General features: G+C 70.1%; 19 protein-coding genes. 11 read left to right on the top strand and 8 right to left on the bottom strand.

From position 1 onward, the window contains the following. Positions 1-2: 2 nt before the first annotated feature. Positions 3-563: a DUF4337 domain-containing protein gene (locus tag YU1_RS0113205; protein ID WP_029004485.1), complete on the bottom strand. Its 561-nt coding sequence runs from the start codon at positions 561-563 to the stop codon at positions 3-5. 112 nt (positions 564-675) lie between these two features. Further along, a complete protein-coding gene (locus YU1_RS0113200) occupies positions 676-1104 on the bottom strand; it encodes a nucleoside deaminase (RefSeq protein ID WP_425339149.1) in 429 nt (142 codons plus the stop codon). 78 nt (positions 1105-1182) lie between these two features. On the opposite strand from YU1_RS0113200, the gene YU1_RS0113195 reads away from it, so the two are divergent. Continuing rightward, on the top strand, positions 1183-3339 hold the full coding sequence (locus tag YU1_RS0113195; RefSeq protein ID WP_051356828.1) for a pseudouridine synthase: 2157 nt from the start codon (positions 1183-1185) through the stop codon (positions 3337-3339). A gap of 5 nt (positions 3340-3344) precedes the next feature. Further along, positions 3345-3911: a 16S rRNA (guanine(966)-N(2))-methyltransferase RsmD gene (gene rsmD, locus YU1_RS0113190; protein WP_029004482.1), complete on the top strand. Its 567-nt coding sequence runs from the start codon at positions 3345-3347 to the stop codon at positions 3909-3911. A gap of 9 nt (positions 3912-3920) precedes the next feature. On the opposite strand, the gene mutL is transcribed toward rsmD, so the two are convergent. From mutL to efp, 3 genes are all read right to left on the bottom strand, one after another. Then, positions 3921-5801, bottom strand: a complete 1881-nt coding sequence (gene mutL / locus YU1_RS0113185) for a DNA mismatch repair endonuclease MutL (RefSeq protein WP_029004481.1) — start codon at positions 5799-5801, stop codon at positions 3921-3923. A gap of 144 nt (positions 5802-5945) precedes the next feature. Further along, positions 5946-6362 (bottom strand): response regulator, encoded by a 417-nt coding sequence (locus YU1_RS29330; RefSeq protein WP_051356827.1) that lies wholly within the window; start codon positions 6360-6362, stop codon positions 5946-5948. Between the two features lie 96 nt (positions 6363-6458). Beyond that, complete coding sequence (efp, locus tag YU1_RS0113175; RefSeq protein WP_029004480.1) at positions 6459-7028, bottom strand: elongation factor P; 570 nt, start codon at positions 7026-7028, stop codon at positions 6459-6461. On the opposite strand from efp, the gene YU1_RS33445 reads away from it, so the two are divergent. From YU1_RS33445 to YU1_RS29325, 3 genes are all read left to right on the top strand, one after another. Then, the gene (locus YU1_RS33445) at positions 7015-7170 is read left to right on the top strand and encodes a hypothetical protein (protein WP_156922108.1); all 156 of its coding nucleotides are present in this window, start codon (positions 7015-7017) and stop codon (positions 7168-7170) included. The two genes, efp and YU1_RS33445, sit on opposite strands and share 14 nt — an antisense overlap. Positions 7171-7178: 8 nt before the next feature. Beyond that, a complete protein-coding gene (gene epmA, locus YU1_RS0113170) occupies positions 7179-8240 on the top strand; it encodes an EF-P lysine aminoacylase EpmA (protein ID WP_029004479.1) in 1062 nt (353 codons plus the stop codon). An 89-nt stretch (positions 8241-8329) separates the two neighbouring features. Then, positions 8330-8803 carry a DoxX family protein gene (locus YU1_RS29325; RefSeq protein ID WP_084539846.1) on the top strand — a complete coding sequence of 158 codons (474 nt, stop codon included), beginning with the start codon at positions 8330-8332 and terminating at the stop codon, positions 8801-8803. Positions 8804-8821: 18 nt separating this feature from the next. On the opposite strand, the gene YU1_RS29320 is transcribed toward YU1_RS29325, so the two are convergent. Both YU1_RS29320 and YU1_RS29315 read right to left on the bottom strand, forming a co-directional pair. Further along, positions 8822-9949, bottom strand: a complete 1128-nt coding sequence (locus YU1_RS29320; RefSeq protein ID WP_051356826.1) for an alpha/beta hydrolase — start codon at positions 9947-9949, stop codon at positions 8822-8824. 161 nt (positions 9950-10110) lie between these two features. Then, a complete protein-coding gene (locus tag YU1_RS29315) occupies positions 10111-10839 on the bottom strand; it encodes a ribonuclease HII (RefSeq protein ID WP_084539845.1) in 729 nt (242 codons plus the stop codon). Positions 10840-11041: 202 nt separating this feature from the next. On the opposite strand from YU1_RS29315, the gene ypfJ reads away from it, so the two are divergent. Next, positions 11042-11911 (top strand): KPN_02809 family neutral zinc metallopeptidase, encoded by an 870-nt coding sequence (gene ypfJ / locus YU1_RS0113150; protein WP_029004478.1) that lies wholly within the window; start codon positions 11042-11044, stop codon positions 11909-11911. Beyond that, positions 11911-12474, top strand: a complete 564-nt coding sequence (gene moaB / locus YU1_RS0113145) for a molybdenum cofactor biosynthesis protein B (protein ID WP_029004477.1) — start codon at positions 11911-11913, stop codon at positions 12472-12474. The genes ypfJ and moaB overlap by 1 nt, the downstream gene beginning before the upstream one ends. 4 nt (positions 12475-12478) lie before the next feature. Here moaB and YU1_RS0113140 read toward each other — a convergent pair whose 3' ends face one another. Continuing rightward, entirely contained in the window at positions 12479-13213 is a 735-nt protein-coding gene (locus YU1_RS0113140) for an HXXEE domain-containing protein (RefSeq protein ID WP_029004476.1), read from the bottom strand. A 249-nt stretch (positions 13214-13462) separates the two neighbouring features. Between YU1_RS0113140 and YU1_RS0113135 the strand changes: the two genes are divergently transcribed. From YU1_RS0113135 to YU1_RS0113120, 4 genes are all read left to right on the top strand, one after another. Then, positions 13463-15052 carry an acyl-CoA dehydrogenase family protein gene (locus YU1_RS0113135; protein WP_029004475.1) on the top strand — a complete coding sequence of 530 codons (1590 nt, stop codon included), beginning with the start codon at positions 13463-13465 and terminating at the stop codon, positions 15050-15052. 179 nt (positions 15053-15231) lie between these two features. Next, positions 15232-15513 (top strand): acyl carrier protein, encoded by a 282-nt coding sequence (locus YU1_RS0113130; RefSeq protein ID WP_029004474.1) that lies wholly within the window; start codon positions 15232-15234, stop codon positions 15511-15513. Between the two features lie 15 nt (positions 15514-15528). After that, positions 15529-16002, top strand: a complete 474-nt coding sequence (locus YU1_RS0113125) for a 3-hydroxyacyl-ACP dehydratase FabZ family protein (RefSeq protein ID WP_029004473.1) — start codon at positions 15529-15531, stop codon at positions 16000-16002. Continuing rightward, a complete protein-coding gene (locus YU1_RS0113120) occupies positions 15995-17194 on the top strand; it encodes a beta-ketoacyl-ACP synthase (RefSeq protein WP_029004472.1) in 1200 nt (399 codons plus the stop codon). The genes YU1_RS0113125 and YU1_RS0113120 overlap by 8 nt, the downstream gene beginning before the upstream one ends. Positions 17195-17274 lie beyond the last annotated feature (80 nt).

The following is a 17274-nucleotide window of genomic DNA, read 5'->3' as shown; positions in this document are numbered from 1 at the left end:
CGTCAGGTCAGGAGCGCGACCAGCCAGTCGGGATGCAGCGACCAGCCGGCGAAGCCGGCGGCGCCCATGACGAAGCCGAAGGCGCCGAACCCCCAGGAGATGAACAGCAGCCACCACATGCCGGTCAGCGCGGCGACGGCGGCCAGCGACAGGGAGATGGCGAGGGCGGCGTCGGCGAGGTCGAACTGGTCGTCATGCAGGTTCAGCGCGTCATAGCTGGCCTGGAGGTCCTTGGCTTTGAGCGCGAGCGCGTCGGAGCGCGCCTGGTAGCGGGCCTTCTCGGCCTCGATGGCGGCTTCCTTCGCCACCATCTGGGCGGAGGGCGACGGCAGGGTGATCTTGAGGATCTCCTGCGTCTGCTCGTTCATGTGCAGCTTGAGCCGGGCGGCCTGATATTCGTTCCAGGTGTCGACGATGTCGGCCTTGGCGACCTGCATGGCCTGGACCACGTTGTCGTCCTTGATCTTCGCCACCGCCATGAAGACGGAGAGAAAGACCACGGTTATGGCCACGGCCCGGTTGAGCGAGCGCGTCCGGCCCTCGCTGGTGATCTCGACTTCCATGCGCTTCCCCCGATGACGGCCAAGGCCGCGCTGCGGACCTTAGAGCGGGAGGTATGTGGAAGGAAGTTGTGACCCAAGGTCACGCCGCGCCGGGCGAAACCGATAAGCTGGCTCAGCGCCGTTCCTGGAAGAAGGCGCGCAGCACCTCGGCCGCCTGGCGTTCCGCGATGCCGCCATAGACGTCGGGGGCATGGTGGCAGGTGGGCTGGGAAAAAAACCGCGGCCCGCTTTCCACCGCCCCGCCCTTGGGGTCGGGGGCACCGTAATAGAGCCGGCGGATGCGGGCGAAGGAGATCGCCCCCGCGCACATGGCGCAGGGCTCCAGCGTCACATAGAGATCGCAGGACAGCAGGCGCTCGGCCCCCATGGCGGCGGCGCCTGCCCGCAGCACCTGCATTTCCGCATGGGCCGTGGGGTCGGAAAGCTCGCGGGTGCGGTTTCCGTCGCGGGCGACCACCTGGCTGCCCCGCACCAGCACCGCGCCCACCGGCACTTCGCCCCGCGCCGCGGCGGCGCGCGCCTCGGAGAGCGCCATCTGCATGAAAGTCTCGCTCACCGGGGGCCCCGTGATCTCGTCTCGCAGCACGGATCGTGCTATCGCCCCTGCATGCCTCGAACATTGCCTCCCCGCAAGGACAAGAACCGCGTCCCGCGCGCCAAGCGCGCCCTCCCCCGTCCGGCTCCCAAGGAGGCCGAGCGCGTCGCGAAAGTGATCGCCCGCGTCGGCCTCGGTTCGCGCCGCGAGATCGAGGAGTGGATCACTGCCGGCCGCGTGTCGGTCAATGGCGAGGTGCTGACCACGCCCGCCGTCACGGTCACCCCCGCCGATGAAATTCGCGTGGACGGCGAGCCGCTTCCCGAGCGGGAGCGCACGCGCCTGTTCCTCTATCACAAGCCCAATGGCGTGGTGACCACCAACCGCGACCCGGAAGGGCGCACCACGCTGTTCGAGCTCCTGCCCGCCAGCCTGCCCCGGCTGGTCAGCATCGGCCGGCTCGACCTCAATTCCGAGGGCCTGCTGCTGCTGACCAATGACGGCGGCCTCGCCCGTGTGCTGGAACTGCCCGAGACCGGCTGGCTCCGGCGCTACCGGGTGCGGGCCAAGGGTAGCGTAAACCAGGCCCAGCTCGACGCCTTGCTCAAGGGTATCACCGTCGACGGCATCGAATACGGTTCCATCGAAGCGGTGCTCGACCGCGTGCAGGGCGCCAATGTGTGGATCACCGTGGCGCTGCGCGAAGGCAAGAACCGGGAAGTCCGCAACGTGCTCGGTGCGCTCGGGCTCCAGGTGAACCGGCTGATCCGCGTGTCCTACGGCCCGTTCCAGCTCGGCGACGTGCCCGAAGGCGGCATCGAGGAGGTGCGCACCCGCGTCCTGCGCGACCAGATCGGCGATGACATCGCCGCGGCTGCGGGCGCCGATTTCTCCGGTCCGCTGATCGAGCGCGAGGTGGACGAGACGCCGCGTGAACGCCCGGCCACCGTCGCCCGCCCCGCGGCGGACAGCGAAAAGCCGGCGCGCGCGCCCCGCCGCGCGCCCCAGCGCGAGATCGATCCCGAACGGGCCAAGCCCGCGCCGGGCAAGCGCCGCCGCGACGACGACCGGCAGGTGGTCCGCGTCGGCACCGTGGCCGACCGCAAGGGCCGCGAAGTCAAGGTGGAGCGCAAGATCACGCCACCCGGCGAAGAACGCGGCCCCCGCCGCGGCCGCGCGGATGCCGCCGGCCGCGACCAGGGCTTCGAGGCTCCGGCACGCGGCCGCGCGCCGCGCCGCGAGCCCTATGGCGACGGCCCGCCCCGCTCGCGGGAGGACCGCGCTGACCGCCCGCGCGAAGGCACGTTCCGTCCGCGCTTCAATCGCGACGACGCCTCCCGTGGCAACCGCGAGGACGCCCCGCGCGGCCGCGCGCCCCGTGGCGATTTCGAGGACCGGCCGAAGCGCAGCTTCCGGTCCGAAGGCGGCAGCGAGCGTCCGCGTGAAGGTGCGGCCCGTCCGCGCTTCAATCGCGACGACGCCTCCCGTGGCAGCCGCGAGGATGCGCCGCGCAGCCGCGCGCCCCGTGGCGATTTCGAGGACCGGCCGAAGCGCAGCTTCCGGTCCGAAGGCGGCAGCGAGCGTCCGCGTGAGGGTGCGGCCCGCCCGCGCTTCAATCGCGACGACGCCTCCCGTGGCAACCGCGAGGATGCGCCGCGCAGCCGCGCGCCGCGCGGGGATTTCGAGGACCGGCCGAAGCGCAGCTTCCGGTCGGAGGGCGGAACCGATCGTCCGCGTGAGGGTGCGGCCCGCCCGCGCTTCAACCGCGACGAGGCGCCACGCCGTGGCCCGCCGCGCGACGGTGCGCCGGAGCGACGCCCCCGCGAGTTCCCGGCGGGCGAGGATCGTTCCGACCGCGCCCCGTGGCGCGAGCGCGAGGAAAGCCCACGCCGTCCGCCCCGGGCCCGGCCTCCGCGCGAGGATGGCGACCGGCCCCGCGGCGAGCGTCCGGCCAAGTTCGGCAAGCCGGCCGGCGAACGCGCCGGGCGTGCGCCCGGCGGCGCCGGCGGCTTCCGGGCCGAACGCGGCCCGCGCGGTGCGGCGAAGGATGTCGGCTTCGGCGGTGCCGAGCGGAGCGAACGGCCGCGAAGCGGCGGCAAGCCCGGCGGCTTCAAGGCGGGTGGCTTCAAGGCCGGCGGCGCCGCCAAGGGCGGTCCGGCCCGGGGCAAGGGCGGTCCCGGCGGTGGCAAGGGTGGCCCGGCGCGCGGCGGCAAGCCGTCCGGACCCCGCACTCGCGGCTGATCCCGATGCGGATCGTCGGCGGCAAGCATCGCGGGCGCCCCATCGAGGCGCCCGCTTCCAAGGCCACGCGGCCCACCTCGGACCGCCTGCGCGAGGCCCTGTTCAACGTGCTCGCCCATGCTTATGGCGATGCCGCGCAGGGCGCCCGGGTGCTCGATCTTTTCGCCGGCACCGGCGCGCTGGGGCTTGAAGCGCTGTCGCGCGGCGCCGACTTCGCGCTGTTCGTGGAGGATGCGGCGGAGGCGCGCGGCCTGATCCGTACCAATGTGGAGAGCCTCGGTCTGACCGGCGCCACCCGCATCTTCCGGCGCGATGCCGCTAGGCTCGGCGACATGGGGCCGGGAGCGCCCCACGATCTGGTGTTCTGCGACCCGCCCTACGGCAAGGGGCTGGCGGAGGCCGCCGTCGCTTCAGCCCAGGCCGGCGGCTGGCTGACCGCCAACGCGCTGATCGTGGTGGAGGAACTGGCCGGGGCGTTCGTCCTGCCCGCCGGCTTCGAAGAAATCGAACGCCGCCGCTATGACGACACCGAGCTGACCTTCCTCCAGCCGCTCCCGCCGGCCGCAGGCTGATCGTCCGGCTCACCGCCGGGCGAACAGCTTCTCCACGTCCTTAAGGGACAAGGTGACGAAGGTCGGCCGGCCGTGGTTGCACTCGCCGGCATTGGGCGTCGTCTCCATCTCGCGCAGCAGCGCGTTCATCTCCTCCACCCGCAGGCGACGGCCGGCGCGCACCGAGCCGTGGCAGGCCATGGTGGCGGCCACGTGCAGCAGGCGCCGCTCCAGCGGCAAAGCGTCGTCCCATTCCGCCGCGTGCTCGGCCACGTCGCGCACCAGCCGCGTCACGTCGGCGGAGGACAGCAGCGCGGGAACCTCCCGCACCAGCACGGCGCCGATGCCGAAGCTCTCGATCACCAGCCCGAGCTGGGCCAGATCGGCCGCGCGCTCCACCAGCCGGTCGGCCTCGGCCGGATCGAGATCCACCACCGCCGGCACCAGCAGGCCCTGGCGGCCGACGCCGTCGCGCTCCAGGGCGGCCTTCAGCTTCTCATAGACCAGCCGCTCATGGGCGGCGTGCTGATCCACCAGCACAACGCCCTCGCGGGTCTGGGCGACGATATAGGTCTCGTGCAGCTGCGCGCGTGCCGCCCCGAGCGGCCGGTCGAGATCGCCGGCCTCCGGCACCGCGCGGTCGGCCCGCGCATCCACCGACGGCGGGCCGATGTCGAAGACTGCCTGCGCGGCCTCGGCAAAGCCGGCCGCCGCCGTGCCCGGCTCATCCGGCGGGCGGGCCGGCGAGGCACGCCAGTCATACCCACCGGCCGGCATGGGGTCGGGGCGGTAGAGGCGCGGCGCGAAGCCGCCCTGCCCGCCCGGCAGAGCCGGAGCGCGCAGATCGACCGTCTCCAGCTCCGGCGCGCGGGCGAGCGCCACGAGGCGGTCGGCCATGGTGGCCGCGGTGCGCGGAACCCGGGCGGCGAGCGCATCGGTCAGGGTGCGCACCAGCAAGGCGCGGACATTGCCGCCGTCGCGGAACCGCACCTCGGTCTTGGCCGGATGGACGTTCACGTCCACCTCGCGCGGGTCGAGGGTGAGGAATAGGGCCAGGACGGGATAGCGGTCGGAAGGCAGGAGGTCCGCATAGGCGGCACGCAGCGCCCCCATCAGCAGCTTGTCCTTCACCGGCCGGCCGTTGACGAACAGGAATTGCGACAGGGAATTGGCCTTGGAGAAGGTAGGCAGGCCGGCGAGGCCGACCAGTTCGACACCACCCCGCAGGCCGTGAACCGGGATGAGATTGCGGCCCGCCTCGGCACCCAGCACGTCGGCGACGCGGGCCGCCCGTCCGACCTCGTCGGCGCCGCGGGCCACCCAGGTCAGCGGCTGGCGGTCGTCGGTGACGAGGGTGAAGGCCACGTCGGGCCGGGCGAGCGCGAGGCGGCGCACCACGTCCATGGCTGCGGCGGATTCCGCGCGATCGGATTTCAGGAATTTGAGACGCGCCGGCGTGGCGAAGAACAGGTCGCGCACCTCCACCCGCGTGCCGCCGTTCAGCGCCGCCGGACGGGGCGGGGTGAGGACGCCGCCTTCCACGCGGATCTCGAAGGCATGGGGCGCGCCCTTCGGCCGGCTGGCGATGGACAGCCGCGCCACCGCCCCGATGGACGGCAGGGCCTCGCCCCGGAAGCCGAGCGTCGAGATCGACAGCAGGTCCTCGGTGGGCAGCTTGGAGGTGGCATGCCGTTCCACCGCCAGGGACAGGTCGTCGGCGGACATGCCGCCGCCGTCGTCGGTGACGCGGATGAGCTGGCGCCCGCCGCCGTCCACCAGCACCTCGATCGCCCGGGCGCCGGCATCGAGCGCATTCTCCACCACTTCCTTCACCACGGCAGCCGGGCGCTCAACCACCTCGCCGGCGGCGATGCGGTCGATGAGGACGGGCGGCAGGCGGCGAATGGACATGGGGCGCGGACGACTCACCAGATGGGATGGCGCCATCTTAGACGGGTTGGGAGAGGCATCCCACACGGCATGCGCGCGGAAGCGCTGCCGCCCCGCAGCCGGGGCGTCGGGCCTTGCAACGGAATGGCAGGGAAAGCGGAGCGGTCAGAACGACATGGAATGGTCCGACCCCGGATGCCGCTCCGGACCGGGGTCGTCGTCTTCGTCCAGCAGGTCCCGCAGGGCGGCGGCGATGCCGGCGCTTGTATAGGGCTTGGGCACCCGGATGGCGTCGGAGAAGCGATCGGGAAAACGCGACAGGCCCATATGGCCGCTACAGAAGATCATCGGGATGCCACGGTCGCATAGCACCGCCGCAGCCGGGAAGACCAGTTCGCCACGCAGGTTCACGTCCAGTATGGCCGCGTCCATCTGCTCGGTCTCGGCCACCCGCAGCGCGTCCGCAAGGCTGACCACCGGCCCGATCACCACATAGCCGAGCGAACGAAGATTGTCCTGGAGGCCGAGGGCCACCAGGAATTCATCTTCGACGATCAGTATCCGCTTTCCTGAAACATCCATATCCGGAACGCCTTTATCCCCCGACGCACATGCAACGGGGAAACCGCGCTCCGGTTCCCGTCCTGCGCGAAACAGGCGCGCCGGAGGGAGGCGGGATCAGTCCTTGGCGCGTTCCACGTAGGACGCGTCCGCCGTCATGATGACCACGCGGGTGCCGGAGGCCACATGCGGGGGGACCATGGTGCGCACTCCGTTCGACAGCATGGCGGGCTTGTAGGAGGACGAGGCCGTCTGGCCCTTCACCGTGGGCTCGGTGTCCACGATCTCCAGCACCACGCGCTGCGGCAGCTCGATGGCGATGGCATTGCCGTTATAGGTGGAGAGCATGCATTCCATGCCTTCCTGGAGATAGACCGCCTGGTCGCCCACCACGTCCTTGGGAACCGCGATCTGCTCGTAATTTTCCGGGTTCATGAAGGTGTAGCCGTCGCTATCTTCATAAAGATAAGTAAACGGCCGGTCTTCCACATAGGCGCGCTCCACCTGCTCGGTGGTGCGGTAGCGCTCGGACACCTTCACGCCGTCGGAGATGCGGCGCATGTCCATCTGGGTGACGGGGGTGCCCTTGCCGGGATGGATGTTCTCGGCGCTGAGAATTACGTAGAGCTTGTCGTCCATCTCGACAACATTGCCCTTGCGCAGAGAGCTGGCGATGACCTTGACCACGGTTTCTCTTCCTCAGACAGATTTTGGCGGCAAGCCGCAATGCTTCGTCGGCGCGCAACATAGCGATCTTCGCAGTTTTCGCCAGTCTCACCCCACGCTTTTCCAGGCCCGCGCTCCCTTCGCCGGCCATTTCCGCTCCTGAGCCCCGCCATGTCAAACCCGTCCCCCCCCGCCAGCCCCTGGTGGACACCGTCCGTGCACCAGGACCGCCGGCCGTTCCTGCTGGCCCGTGGCCGCATCGCCGCGGCGGTCCGGGCCTATTTCGCGGACGAGGGCTTCATCGAGGTGGAGACGCCGGTGCTCCAGCGCTCGCCGGGCAACGAGGCGCATCTGCACGCCTTCCTCACCCACTGGCGCAGCCCCGGGGGCGAGACGTCGCCTTATTATCTGCGCACCTCGCCGGAATTCGCCGCCAAGAAGCTGCTGGCGGCGGGCGAGACGCGGATCTTCGAGATGGCCCGCGTGTTCCGGGACCGGGAACGCGGGGCGACCCACCATCCCGAGTTCACCATGCTGGAATGGTACCGCGCCCGAGCCCCCTACGAGACGCTGATGGCCGATTGCGCCCGGCTGCTGGCGTGCGCCGCGCAGGCGGGCGGGGTACGGGAGTTCCGGTTCCGCGGGCGGACCTGCGATCCGTCCGCCACGCCGGAACGGCTGACCCTGGCCGAGGCGTTCGGCCGGTTCGCGGGCATCGACCTGCTGCCGCTCCTTGCCCCCCCTGGCGAAGAGCCGGAAGCCGCTCCCCTCGCCGCCGCGGCGCGGGCGGCGGGCATCCGGGTGGCGGCGGACGACACCTGGGCGGACGTGTTCTCCCGCATCCTCGTGGAAAAGGTGGAGCCGCGCCTCGGCGACGGCGTGCCGACGCTCTTGTGCGAATATCCCACCAGCGAGGCCGCCCTCGCCCGCCCCAAGCCAGCGGACCCGCGCGTCGCCGAGCGGTTCGAGCTCTATGCCTGCGGTGTCGAGCTGGCCAATGCGTTCGGTGAACTCACCGATCCGGCGGAGCAGCGGCGGCGCTTCGTCATCGAGATGGACGAGAAGGCCCGCCTCTATGGCGAGCGCTATCCCATCGACGAAGCCTTTCTCGACGCTCTCGGTGCCATGCCGCCCGCAAGCGGCTGCGCCCTCGGCTTCGACCGCCTGGCCATGCTGGCGAGCGGGGCGCGGCGCATCGAGGACGTGCTATGGGCGCCGGTCGAGATTTCGTGAACACATTCTCGCCATTTTTTGCGCTGCGTCAAACGTCGGCTTGACGGTTCGGCGCAACGTCCGCTCATCGAGAAAGCGGAGAAAATCCAATGTCCATCGGCCTTTCCACCGGCAGCGCACCAGCCGGAAACGGTGCCTTATTGCGGCGGCTGATCGGGCCGGTTGTCCTTCCGAACCGCTTCGCGCTGACGGACGGCATGAATATGGTGCGGATCATCGCCGGCCTGTTCTATCTGCCCCACGTCATCCAGAAGCTCGCCGGCATCGACAGTTCGCTGGTGTTCTTCACCAAGGCAGGGCTGGTGCCCGCGCCGCTGTTCCTTGGCCTGTCCATCACCTTCGAGAGCCTGTCGTTCATCTGCCTGACCTTCGGCCTGTTCACCCGCTGGATTGGCCTCGTCTCGTTCGGCTGCATGATGGTCGCGGCCTATGCCATCATCCAGACCAAGGGGCTGGGCTGGTACTGGGCCAGGGGCGGCGTCGAATATCTCCTGTTCTGGGGCTTCACCTCGCTGGTCATCGCCATCGACGCCTGGCGCAAGGGGCAGGCGCTGGCACGGTGAGCGCCAAAACTCTCCGGCCTACTGGCCGGAGGGTTTCTGCTGCTCGGAGGCTTTCTGAGCGGCGGAGGCGGCAATCCGGGCATCGATGCCGCTGATGCGCACGCCATCCACATTGATCTGGCTGGGAACGGCGCCCCCGTTCGCAGCCATTTCCTTTTCCAGCTCCTCGCGCATCTTCCCGCCCTGCCCGATCAGCTGGGCGAACTTGCCGTGGTTCATGTCGTCCATGGCCTTCACATTGCTCATGTCGACCACCATGGCGCCCAGGCTGACCAGCTCGGCATCATTGGTATAGTTGCCGAGGCGGAGCTTGCCGCCGGCGAGGAAGTCGGAAATCCCCAGCGCCTTGTCGTCACGCGAGACGATGACGATGAACGGCTTCTCCGGCTTGCCGAAGCGGCGGAGCTGGGTCTTGAACACGTCCACGTCGATGTCCGGGGCGGCCAGGATCACGTTTCCGATCCGCTTGGATGGGATCATCCGGCCGGAGATCTTCATCTGCCGCAGCGCCTCCACGGTGACCCAATTGCCCATGGAGTGGGCCAGGATGGTGATCTCCTCCGCATTGCTGGCGGCGACGAGGCCGAGCGTGCGCTCCAGATTGTCGCGGGCGGCGGTGGCGCTGTTGTTGTCGTAGACGTAGTCCTCGGTCTTGCCGCGCGAAGCCCAGGAGAACAGCACCGGCACGCCCGGCGTCTTGGCGTCGTAGGCGATCTGGGTCAGGCGGTAGAGCGCCTCGGAGAAGGTGGTGTTGTAGCCGTGCACGAACACCAGCACCTTGCGCTGGCCGGCCGGCAGCCTGGCAAGCTGAGCGTTGAGGTCGCGGACGAAATCCTGCTCGGTGTCGCGATAGATCGCCTCGTGCACGACCATGTCGGTGGCCGGATTGCCCGGCGCCTGGCTCGGAAACTCGATCGCCCCGGCCTTGTGGGTCGGCGGGACGGACAGGTCGACGGTGGCGAAGTCCAGGTCGGAGGCGCGCTCGCCGCCGAACAGCGTGCCGGCCTTGGCGTCCCGCGCCCGCGTGGTGGCGACGAGCACCACCTGCTTGGTGGCGCCGGGCGCTTCCGCCGTGGTGGGGAGGAGGGAATCGGGGCCGGGTCGCGACGCGCAGCCCGCCAGGGACACCATGCAGGCGGCCAGCATCAACAGGCCGACGCCTCGGGAGGCGATCCGCCGCCTGTACTCGAAAACACTACGCACAACCAACCTCGCCCGCGGCTATCTAAGGTACCATAGCAGCGGCGCCGGGCGGGGCGATGGAACTTTTTGGACAGATCCCGGCGGTTCGCCGCCGTTTCATGGGGTCAGAGGGCGGGCTCGACGGCGGGGTCGACCGCGGCGGCATCGCCTGCCGGCATCGCGTCCGGCTCGAACAGCGCCAGTTGCTGCGCCCGCACCGGCGCAAAGGAGGTGCGGTGGTGGCGGCAGGGGCCGAGCCGGCGCAGTGCCGCCCCGTGCTCGGCGGTGCCATAGCCCATGTGCCGTTCGAAGCCGTAGCCGGGAAAGGCGGCGCCAAGGCCGGTCATCAGCCGGTCGCGCGTCACCTTGGCGACGATGGAGGCGGCGGCGATGGAGGCGATCAACCCATCCCCGCCGATCACCATCTCCACTTGGCAGGACAAGGGCGGCCGGTCGTTGCCGTCGACGAAGACGAGTTGCGGCACGCAGGGCAGCCCGTGCACCGCATTGGCCAGCGCCCACAAGGTGGCTTGCCGGATGTTGTCGCGATCGATGCGCCATGGCGGGGCGAGCGTCACCGAGATTTCTGCCGTGGCGCAGATCTCGGCGAACAGCGCTTCCCGGCGCTCGCGCGTGAGCTTCTTGGAATCGTCGAGGCCGGCGGGCACGCGCCTGGGGTCGAGGATGACGGCGGCCGCCACCACCGGGCCGGCCAGCGGCCCACGCCCCGCCTCGTCCGCGCCCGCCACCGGCGCGAAGCCGCCCTTGTAGGCGGCCCGCTCGCGCTTGAAGCCCAGACCGCCGGCCTTGCCGGCGCCTTTGGCGCGAACGATGCGACTCACCTTCTCCGTCATGCGGCCAAAATGGCCGCCGGCCGGTCCGCTGGCAACCGGACAGCGCGCCACACCGCCGGGGCGCTTGACGCTCGGCCATGCGCGGGGCCACTGATCCGCCGCGAGCCCGTGTTTCCATCCCAAGGGATCGAAGCGCGAGAGTGAACCGGGGCGCTTCTTCGGCATTGTCCGAGCGGGGCCCCGGGTGGCCCGGGAGAACGACATGCGTTTGGACGACTTCCGACCCAGCAGCAATGTGGAGGACCGGCGCGGCGGCGGGTTCCAGATCCCCGGCGGCGGTGGCGGGCTGGGAATCGGCACCATCATCATCGTCGGCCTCGTGGGCTGGGCGCTCGGGATCAATCCGGTGACGCTGCTCAGCGGGCTGGAGGCGATCCAGGGCAGCGGATCGCAGCAGAGCGCGCCGGCCGGCAAGATGGGCGCTCCGGACGACCAGCTCGGCCAGTTCGCGGCCAAGGTGCTGGCCAGCACCGAGCAGGTGTGGACCGACATCTTCCGCGGCCAGGGCAAGACCTACCAGGACCCGAAGATGGTGCTGTTCACCGGACAGGTGCGCTCGGCCTGCGGCGACGCTTCCGCCGCCGTCGGGCCGTTCTATTGCCCCACCGACCAGAAGGTCTATCTCGACCTCAGCTTCTTCAACGACCTCGCCACCCGGTTCAAGGCGCCGGGCGATTTCGCCTCAGCCTACGTGATCGCCCATGAGGTGGGCCATCACGTGCAGAACCTCACCGGCATCCTGCCCAAGCTTCAGCAGGCCCAGCGCCAAGCCGCCACCAAGCGCGAGGCCAACGGCATCTCGGTGCGCTCGGAATTGATGGCCGACTGTCTCGCCGGGGTGTGGGCCTACCATGCCAACGAGCGCTACCGCATCCTGGAGCCCGGCGACATCGAGGAAGGCATGAAGGCCGCCGCCGCCGTCGGCGACGACCGGCTGCAACGGCAGGCCCAGGGCACGGTGGTGCCGGACAGCTTCACCCACGGCTCGTCCCAGCAGCGGGTGAACTGGTTCATGCGCGGGCTGAAGACCGGCGCCATGCAGCAGTGCAACACCTTGCAGGGAGCGATCTGATGCCCGGCATCGACGCGGCGCGCCCGTTCGTGGCGCTCAATATCGCGGTCCTAACCATTTCCGACACCCGCGTGCCGGAGGACGACCGCTCCGGCAGCCTGCTGGCGGAACGCCTGACCACCGCCGGCCATCGCCTGGCCGACCGGCGCATCGTGACCGACGACGTGGCCGACATCCGCGCCGCCGTGCAGGCCTGGATCGACGATCCGGCGGTGGATGCGGTGATCACCACCGGCGGCACCGGCTTCACCGGCCGCGACGTGACGCCGGAGGCGGTGGAGCCCTTGTTCGAGAAAAGGATGGAGGGCTTCTCCACCGTCTTCCACATCATCTCCTTCGGGAAGATCGGCACGTCCACCTTGCAGAGCCGGGCGACCGCCGGCGTGGCCAACGCCACCTATATCTTCTGCCTGCCCGGCTCGCCGGGCGCCTGCCGCGACGGCTGGGACGAGATCCTCGCCAACCAGCTCGACGTGCGCTACCGGCCCTGCAATTTCGTGGAGATCCTGCCGCGCCTCGACGAGCACCTGAAGCGCGCGAAGGCGAAGGGCGCCACCGTCTGAGCGCCTACACCGCCCGCAGGTTCGGCTTGCGCCGCGGCGGCGGCGCCTTCCGGACGCGCATGCCCGCATACATCAGCGCGGCCGGGACGAAGGCGTTCAGCACCTGGATGATGTTGAGCGGCCAGAGGCCGATGAAGCCGCGCAGATAGGCCTGGAGCGAGCCCATGAGGATGACATGGACCGCGATGCCGCCCGCCAGCACGAACAGCAGCACCCGTCTGGGCAGTCCCGCCCGCGTCACCGCCACGGAGAGCGTCCACAGGCTGAGCGGCAGAAAGAACAGGACGGCGGTGAGCAGGCCGGGATTGTACCGCCCCTCCGCCATCGCCACGCCCACATGGACGAAGGCGTTCACCAGCGGCACCGCGAAGAAGCTCAGCCCGATCGCCGGCCAGCGCCTGGCCGCCAGCGCCGACAAAAGGCCGGCGCCCCATACCGAGCCAACGTTCACGGCGGTGATGAAGGACAGCGGCACGGGACAGGCGATGGGATCGCGATAGCCCAGCATGCGGCACATGTCGGTACGGAACGCATAGGGCTGGCCGAGCAGGTCGATGCCGTGCTCCTCGAACTGGTGAAGCAGATAGGCGGCGAGGCCCAGCCACACCAGCCAGGGCAGATCGTGCCAGCGCGAGATGCCGCGGTCGGCCTGGAGGCCGTCGGTGGAGACCAGCACGATCAGCAGGGCGGCTGCGGCGCCCAGTCCGATCCATGGCCAGATGATTGCGAACACGGGCATGCGGGAAGACTAGAATGCCCCCGGCGACGGCGAAAGCGCCAACCGGCCCGCCCCGGCCGCTGTACCCAATTTGCTTGAACCCGCAGGCAATCGCGCATCTGATGAGGCGCGCCCGCCGCACGGGCCGCAAAGACAGCCGGCAATGTCCGGCATGCCCCCGGGAGGGCGCCCATGGCCATGTCTTCGCCCGGACCATCGTCCGACCGGCTGCCCGTCGATTCGCCGGGCGCCGCGCCCGATGCGGACGGCATGAACCAGCCGCCGCCGTTCAGCGACGTCAACCTGGTCGCCCTCGACGCGCCGCTGCGCTCCGCCATGAGCATCAGCGGCCGCCCGCAGGCGGAAGCGCTGGCCTTCGGCGCGGAATGGGGCAGCCAGGACCGGCTGTGCCTCGGCCGGGCCGCGAACGAGAACCCGCCGCGCCTGCGCACCCATGACGCGCGCGGCCGCCGCCTGGACATGGTGGAGTTCCACCCCGCCTATCACGCGCTGATGGCGGCGAGCAGCGCCTCGGGCCTGCATTGCTCCACCTGGGACGGCGGCCGGCACCTCGACCGGGCGGCCCGGCTGTTCATCATCACCCAGGTGGAAGCCGGCCACGTCTGCCCGCTGACCATGACCCACGCCGCCCCGGCGGCGCTCGCCGCCAGCCCCGCACTGAAGGCGGAATGGCTGCCGCGCATCACCTCCAGGCTCTATGACGGACGCTTCCTGCCGTTCTGGGAGAAGACCTCCGTCACCATCGGCATGGGCATGACGGAAAAGCAGGGCGGCACCGACGTGCGGGCCAATACCACCGTCGCGGTGCCCATTGGCGGCGAGGACTATGAGATCACCGGCCATAAATGGTTCTTTTCCGCGCCCATGAGCGATGCGTTCCTGGTGCTGGCCCAGGCGCCGGGCGGCCTCACCTGCTTCCTCATGCCCCGCTTCCGGCCCGACGGCGGCGTGAACGGCCTCTCGCTCCAGCGCCTGAAGGACAAGCTGGGCAACCGCTCCAACGCCTCCTCCGAGGTGGAGTTCGCACGCGCCTTCGCCTGGCGCGTCGGCCCGGAGGGCCGGGGTGTAGCGACCATCCTGGAGATGGTGCAGCTCACCCGGCTGGACTGCGCGGTGTCGTCCGCCGGGCTGATGCGCATGGCGCTGGCCCAGGCGGTCCATCATGCCCGGCACCGCAGCGTCTTCGGCAAGCGCCTGGTGGACCAGCCGGCCATGCGCGCCGTGCTGGCGGACCTCGCCCTCGACAGCGAGGCGACGACCGCCCTGACCCTGCGCCTCGCGGCGAGCTTCGACGCCGCCCGCACCCAGACGGCCGAGGCGGCGCGGGCCAGGCTGCTGACCCCGGCGGTGAAATTCTCCGTCTGCAAGGCGGCGCCGGGATTCGTCTATGAGGCCATGGAGGCGCTCGGCGGCAACGGTTACGTTGAGGAAAGCCTGCTGCCCCGGCTGTATCGCGAGGCCCCGGTCAACGCCATCTGGGAGGGCACCGGCACGGTGGTCGCCCTCGACCTGCTGCGCGCCGCCGCCCGCGAGCCGGACGCCGTGCGCGCGCTGGTCGGCGAACTCGCCGCCGAAGCCGGGGACCTGCCGGGCGTCGCCGGCGCGGCGCGGCAGATCGTTCTCGATCTGGCGCATCCCACCCCTGAGGTTTTCGCGCGGCGCGCCGCCGACCGGCTCGCCGCGCTGGCCGCGACGGCCGCGCTGGCGGCCCGGGCGCCGGGCGCCATCGCCGAGGCATTCGCCCGGACACGGCTTGCCGGCGCACGCGCCGTCCATGGCACGAACGATGTCGCATCCGCGGCCCAAGCCCTTCTGGCGCGGGCGCTGGACGGCGTATAAGAGACGCGCCGGCAGGTGCCGCCCCGAGAGGGCGCCATTGAAACCGGGGTCCGGCTTCGCTATAGGGGCCACGACGATTCCGATAAGGCCACACGGCCACCCTTTGCCGTGGCTGCCGCGCTCGCCCCCGCGAGCCGGCTGCGCGAGACGCGGCCGAGATAATTCAAAGAGGCGTACTGATGTCTTCAACGTTTGATGCCGTGGCCAACATCATCGCCGAGACCTGTGACATTCCGCGTGACACGATCACGCCCGAAAGCCATGCGATCGACGATCTCGGTATCGACAGCCTCGACTTCCTCGACATCGCCTTCGCCATCGACAAGGCGTTCGGCATCAAGCTCCCGCTTGAGCAGTGGACGCAGGAAGTGAACGACGGCAAGGCCACCACCGAGCAGTATTTCGTGCTCAAGAATCTCTGCGCCCGGATCGACGAACTGGTCGCTGCAAAGACCGCGTGAGGTCGGACGGAGCGAATGCGCCCTGAAGTTTTCAAGATGGTGGACCGGGTCGTCGCGATCGACCCCGGTCTTGAGACCATTCAATGCGAGGGACTGGTCCCTGAGGAGAGCTCCATCTTCGAGGGGCACTTTCCCGGCCATCCCATCATGCCCGGCGTCCTGCTCATCGAGGCGATGGCCCAAACCACCGGCTGGCTGATCCTCGCCCGCAATCGCTTCGAGAAGATGCCCTTCCTGGCCACCGTCAAGGAGGCCAAGCTGCGCACCTTCGTGGTGCCGGGGCAGATGCTCGACCTGCACTCGAAGATCCTGCACGAGGGCTCCGGCTTCGTGGTGGCGCAGACCAAGGCGCTCATCGAGGGCAAGCCGGTGTGCAACGCGGAGCTGGTGTTCCGCGTCCTCGCCTGGCCGGAGGGCCGCATGAAGGACGTGGTCATGAAGGTGGCCGAACGGGTGGAATTCCCGGTGGCGGACTTTGCCAATGCATGACGCTCAGCGGCCGGGCCAACGTGACGTCTGGATCACCGGCATCGGCCTCGTCTCCTCGCTCGGCGAGGGGCTGGACGCCCATTGGGCGGCCCTGAACGCGGGCGCCGGGCCCCATGTGGATGCCGAGACCTTCGCGCCCTACGTGGTGCACCCGCTGGTCAAGGTGAATTACGACCAGCAGATCCCCAAGAAGGGTGATCAGCGGCAGATGGAGGCGTGGCAGCGCATCGGCACCTATGCCGCGGGCCTCGCCCTCGATTCGGCCGGCGTCGCCAAGAATGCCGAGATCCTCGGCCGCACCGACATGGTGGTGGCGGCCGGCGGTGGCGAGCGCGACTTCCAGGTGGACGCCGCCATCCTCAACGACCTGCTGGCCTCGAACGACTGGGGCCGCTCGTTGAACGAGCGTCTGCTGTCGGACCTGCGCCCGACGCTGTCGCTGGCCCAGCTGTCCAACCTGCTGGCCGGCAACATCTCCATCGTGCACGGCGTCACCGGCTCCTCCCGCACCTTCATGGGCGAGGAAAGCTCCGGCGTGGACGCCACCCGGATCGCCTTCTCGCGCATCGCGGCGGGCCAGAGCGAGATCGGCCTCGTGGGCGGCGCCTACAATGCCGAGCGCGAGGACATGCTGCTGCTCTACGCGCTCAACGGCCTGTGCATGACCGGCGCCTTCCGGCCCGTGCTGGGCACCGAGCCCGCCCCCGGCATCCCGTCCGGCTCCATGGGCGCCTTCCTGGTGCTCGAATCGCCCGAGCATGCGACCGCGCGCGGCGCCAAGCCGATCGCCAAGCTGTCGGGCGTGTGGTCCGAGCGGGCCCGGCGCAGCGCGACCGGCAGCGTCGCTGAAAAGGTGAAGTCGCTGATCTCGACCGCCGGCACCGGGCCTGCCACCGTGGTCTATTCTGGCGCCAGCGGCGCGGCCGGCGCCACCGAGGCGGAGGGCGAGGCGCTGAAGGCGTCCGGCCTGCCGGTCCGCGTGATGGCCAACCGGATCGGGCATGGCTTCGAGGCGCAGTTCACCGCCCTGCTCGGCCTTGCGGCCCTGAGCCTGTCGCACGGTGCGGCGATCCCGCCGGTGGCGGGCGCACCCGTCGAGGCGCCGCTTGAGGGCGCGCTGGACCGGGTCATCGTCACGTCGGTGGGGCACTGGCGCGGCGAGGGCGCGGCCCTGGTGGAAAAGATCGGCTGATCCCAGCCTTCGGCGGGACGACCGGAGACCAGTGACCCCGCCCGGCGGATTTTCCGTCCGGGCGGATTCGTTTCCGGGGT

It is taken from the genome of Azorhizobium doebereinerae UFLA1-100 (assembly GCF_000473085.1).
Lineage (GTDB): Bacteria > Pseudomonadota > Alphaproteobacteria > Rhizobiales > Xanthobacteraceae > Azorhizobium > Azorhizobium doebereinerae.
The sequence above is the reverse complement of the archived record's forward strand: the minus strand, read 5'-3'. Positions and strand labels throughout refer to the sequence as shown.

Bases quoted from the DNA above. Each gene is read 5' to 3' on its own strand.
- YU1_RS0113205 (WP_029004485.1), bottom strand. From the start codon at position 563: ATGGAAGTCGAGATCACCAGCGAGGGCCGGACGCGCTCGCTCAACCGG.
- YU1_RS0113200 (WP_425339149.1), bottom strand. From the start codon at position 1,104: ATGCAGATGGCGCTCTCCGAGGCGCGCGCCGCCGCGGCGCGGGGCGAA.
- rsmD (WP_029004482.1), top strand. From the start codon at position 3,345: ATGCGGATCGTCGGCGGCAAGCATCGCGGGCGCCCCATCGAGGCGCCC.
- mutL (WP_029004481.1), bottom strand. From the start codon at position 5,801: ATGTCCATTCGCCGCCTGCCGCCCGTCCTCATCGACCGCATCGCCGCC.
- YU1_RS29330 (WP_051356827.1), bottom strand. From the start codon at position 6,362: ATGGATGTTTCAGGAAAGCGGATACTGATCGTCGAAGATGAATTCCTG.
- YU1_RS33445 (WP_156922108.1), top strand. From the start codon at position 7,015: ATGACCTTGACCACGGTTTCTCTTCCTCAGACAGATTTTGGCGGCAAG.
- epmA (WP_029004479.1), top strand. From the start codon at position 7,179: ATGTCAAACCCGTCCCCCCCCGCCAGCCCCTGGTGGACACCGTCCGTG.
- YU1_RS29325 (WP_084539846.1), top strand. From the start codon at position 8,330: ATGTCCATCGGCCTTTCCACCGGCAGCGCACCAGCCGGAAACGGTGCC.
- YU1_RS29320 (WP_051356826.1), bottom strand. From the start codon at position 9,949: ATGCTGGCCGCCTGCATGGTGTCCCTGGCGGGCTGCGCGTCGCGACCC.
- YU1_RS29315 (WP_084539845.1), bottom strand. From the start codon at position 10,839: ATGACGGAGAAGGTGAGTCGCATCGTTCGCGCCAAAGGCGCCGGCAAG.
- ypfJ (WP_029004478.1), top strand. From the start codon at position 11,042: ATGCGTTTGGACGACTTCCGACCCAGCAGCAATGTGGAGGACCGGCGC.
- moaB (WP_029004477.1), top strand. From the start codon at position 11,911: ATGCCCGGCATCGACGCGGCGCGCCCGTTCGTGGCGCTCAATATCGCG.
- YU1_RS0113140 (WP_029004476.1), bottom strand. From the start codon at position 13,213: ATGCCCGTGTTCGCAATCATCTGGCCATGGATCGGACTGGGCGCCGCA.
- YU1_RS0113135 (WP_029004475.1), top strand. From the start codon at position 13,463: ATGAACCAGCCGCCGCCGTTCAGCGACGTCAACCTGGTCGCCCTCGAC.
- YU1_RS0113130 (WP_029004474.1), top strand. From the start codon at position 15,232: ATGTCTTCAACGTTTGATGCCGTGGCCAACATCATCGCCGAGACCTGT.
- YU1_RS0113125 (WP_029004473.1), top strand. From the start codon at position 15,529: ATGCGCCCTGAAGTTTTCAAGATGGTGGACCGGGTCGTCGCGATCGAC.
- YU1_RS0113120 (WP_029004472.1), top strand. From the start codon at position 15,995: ATGCATGACGCTCAGCGGCCGGGCCAACGTGACGTCTGGATCACCGGC.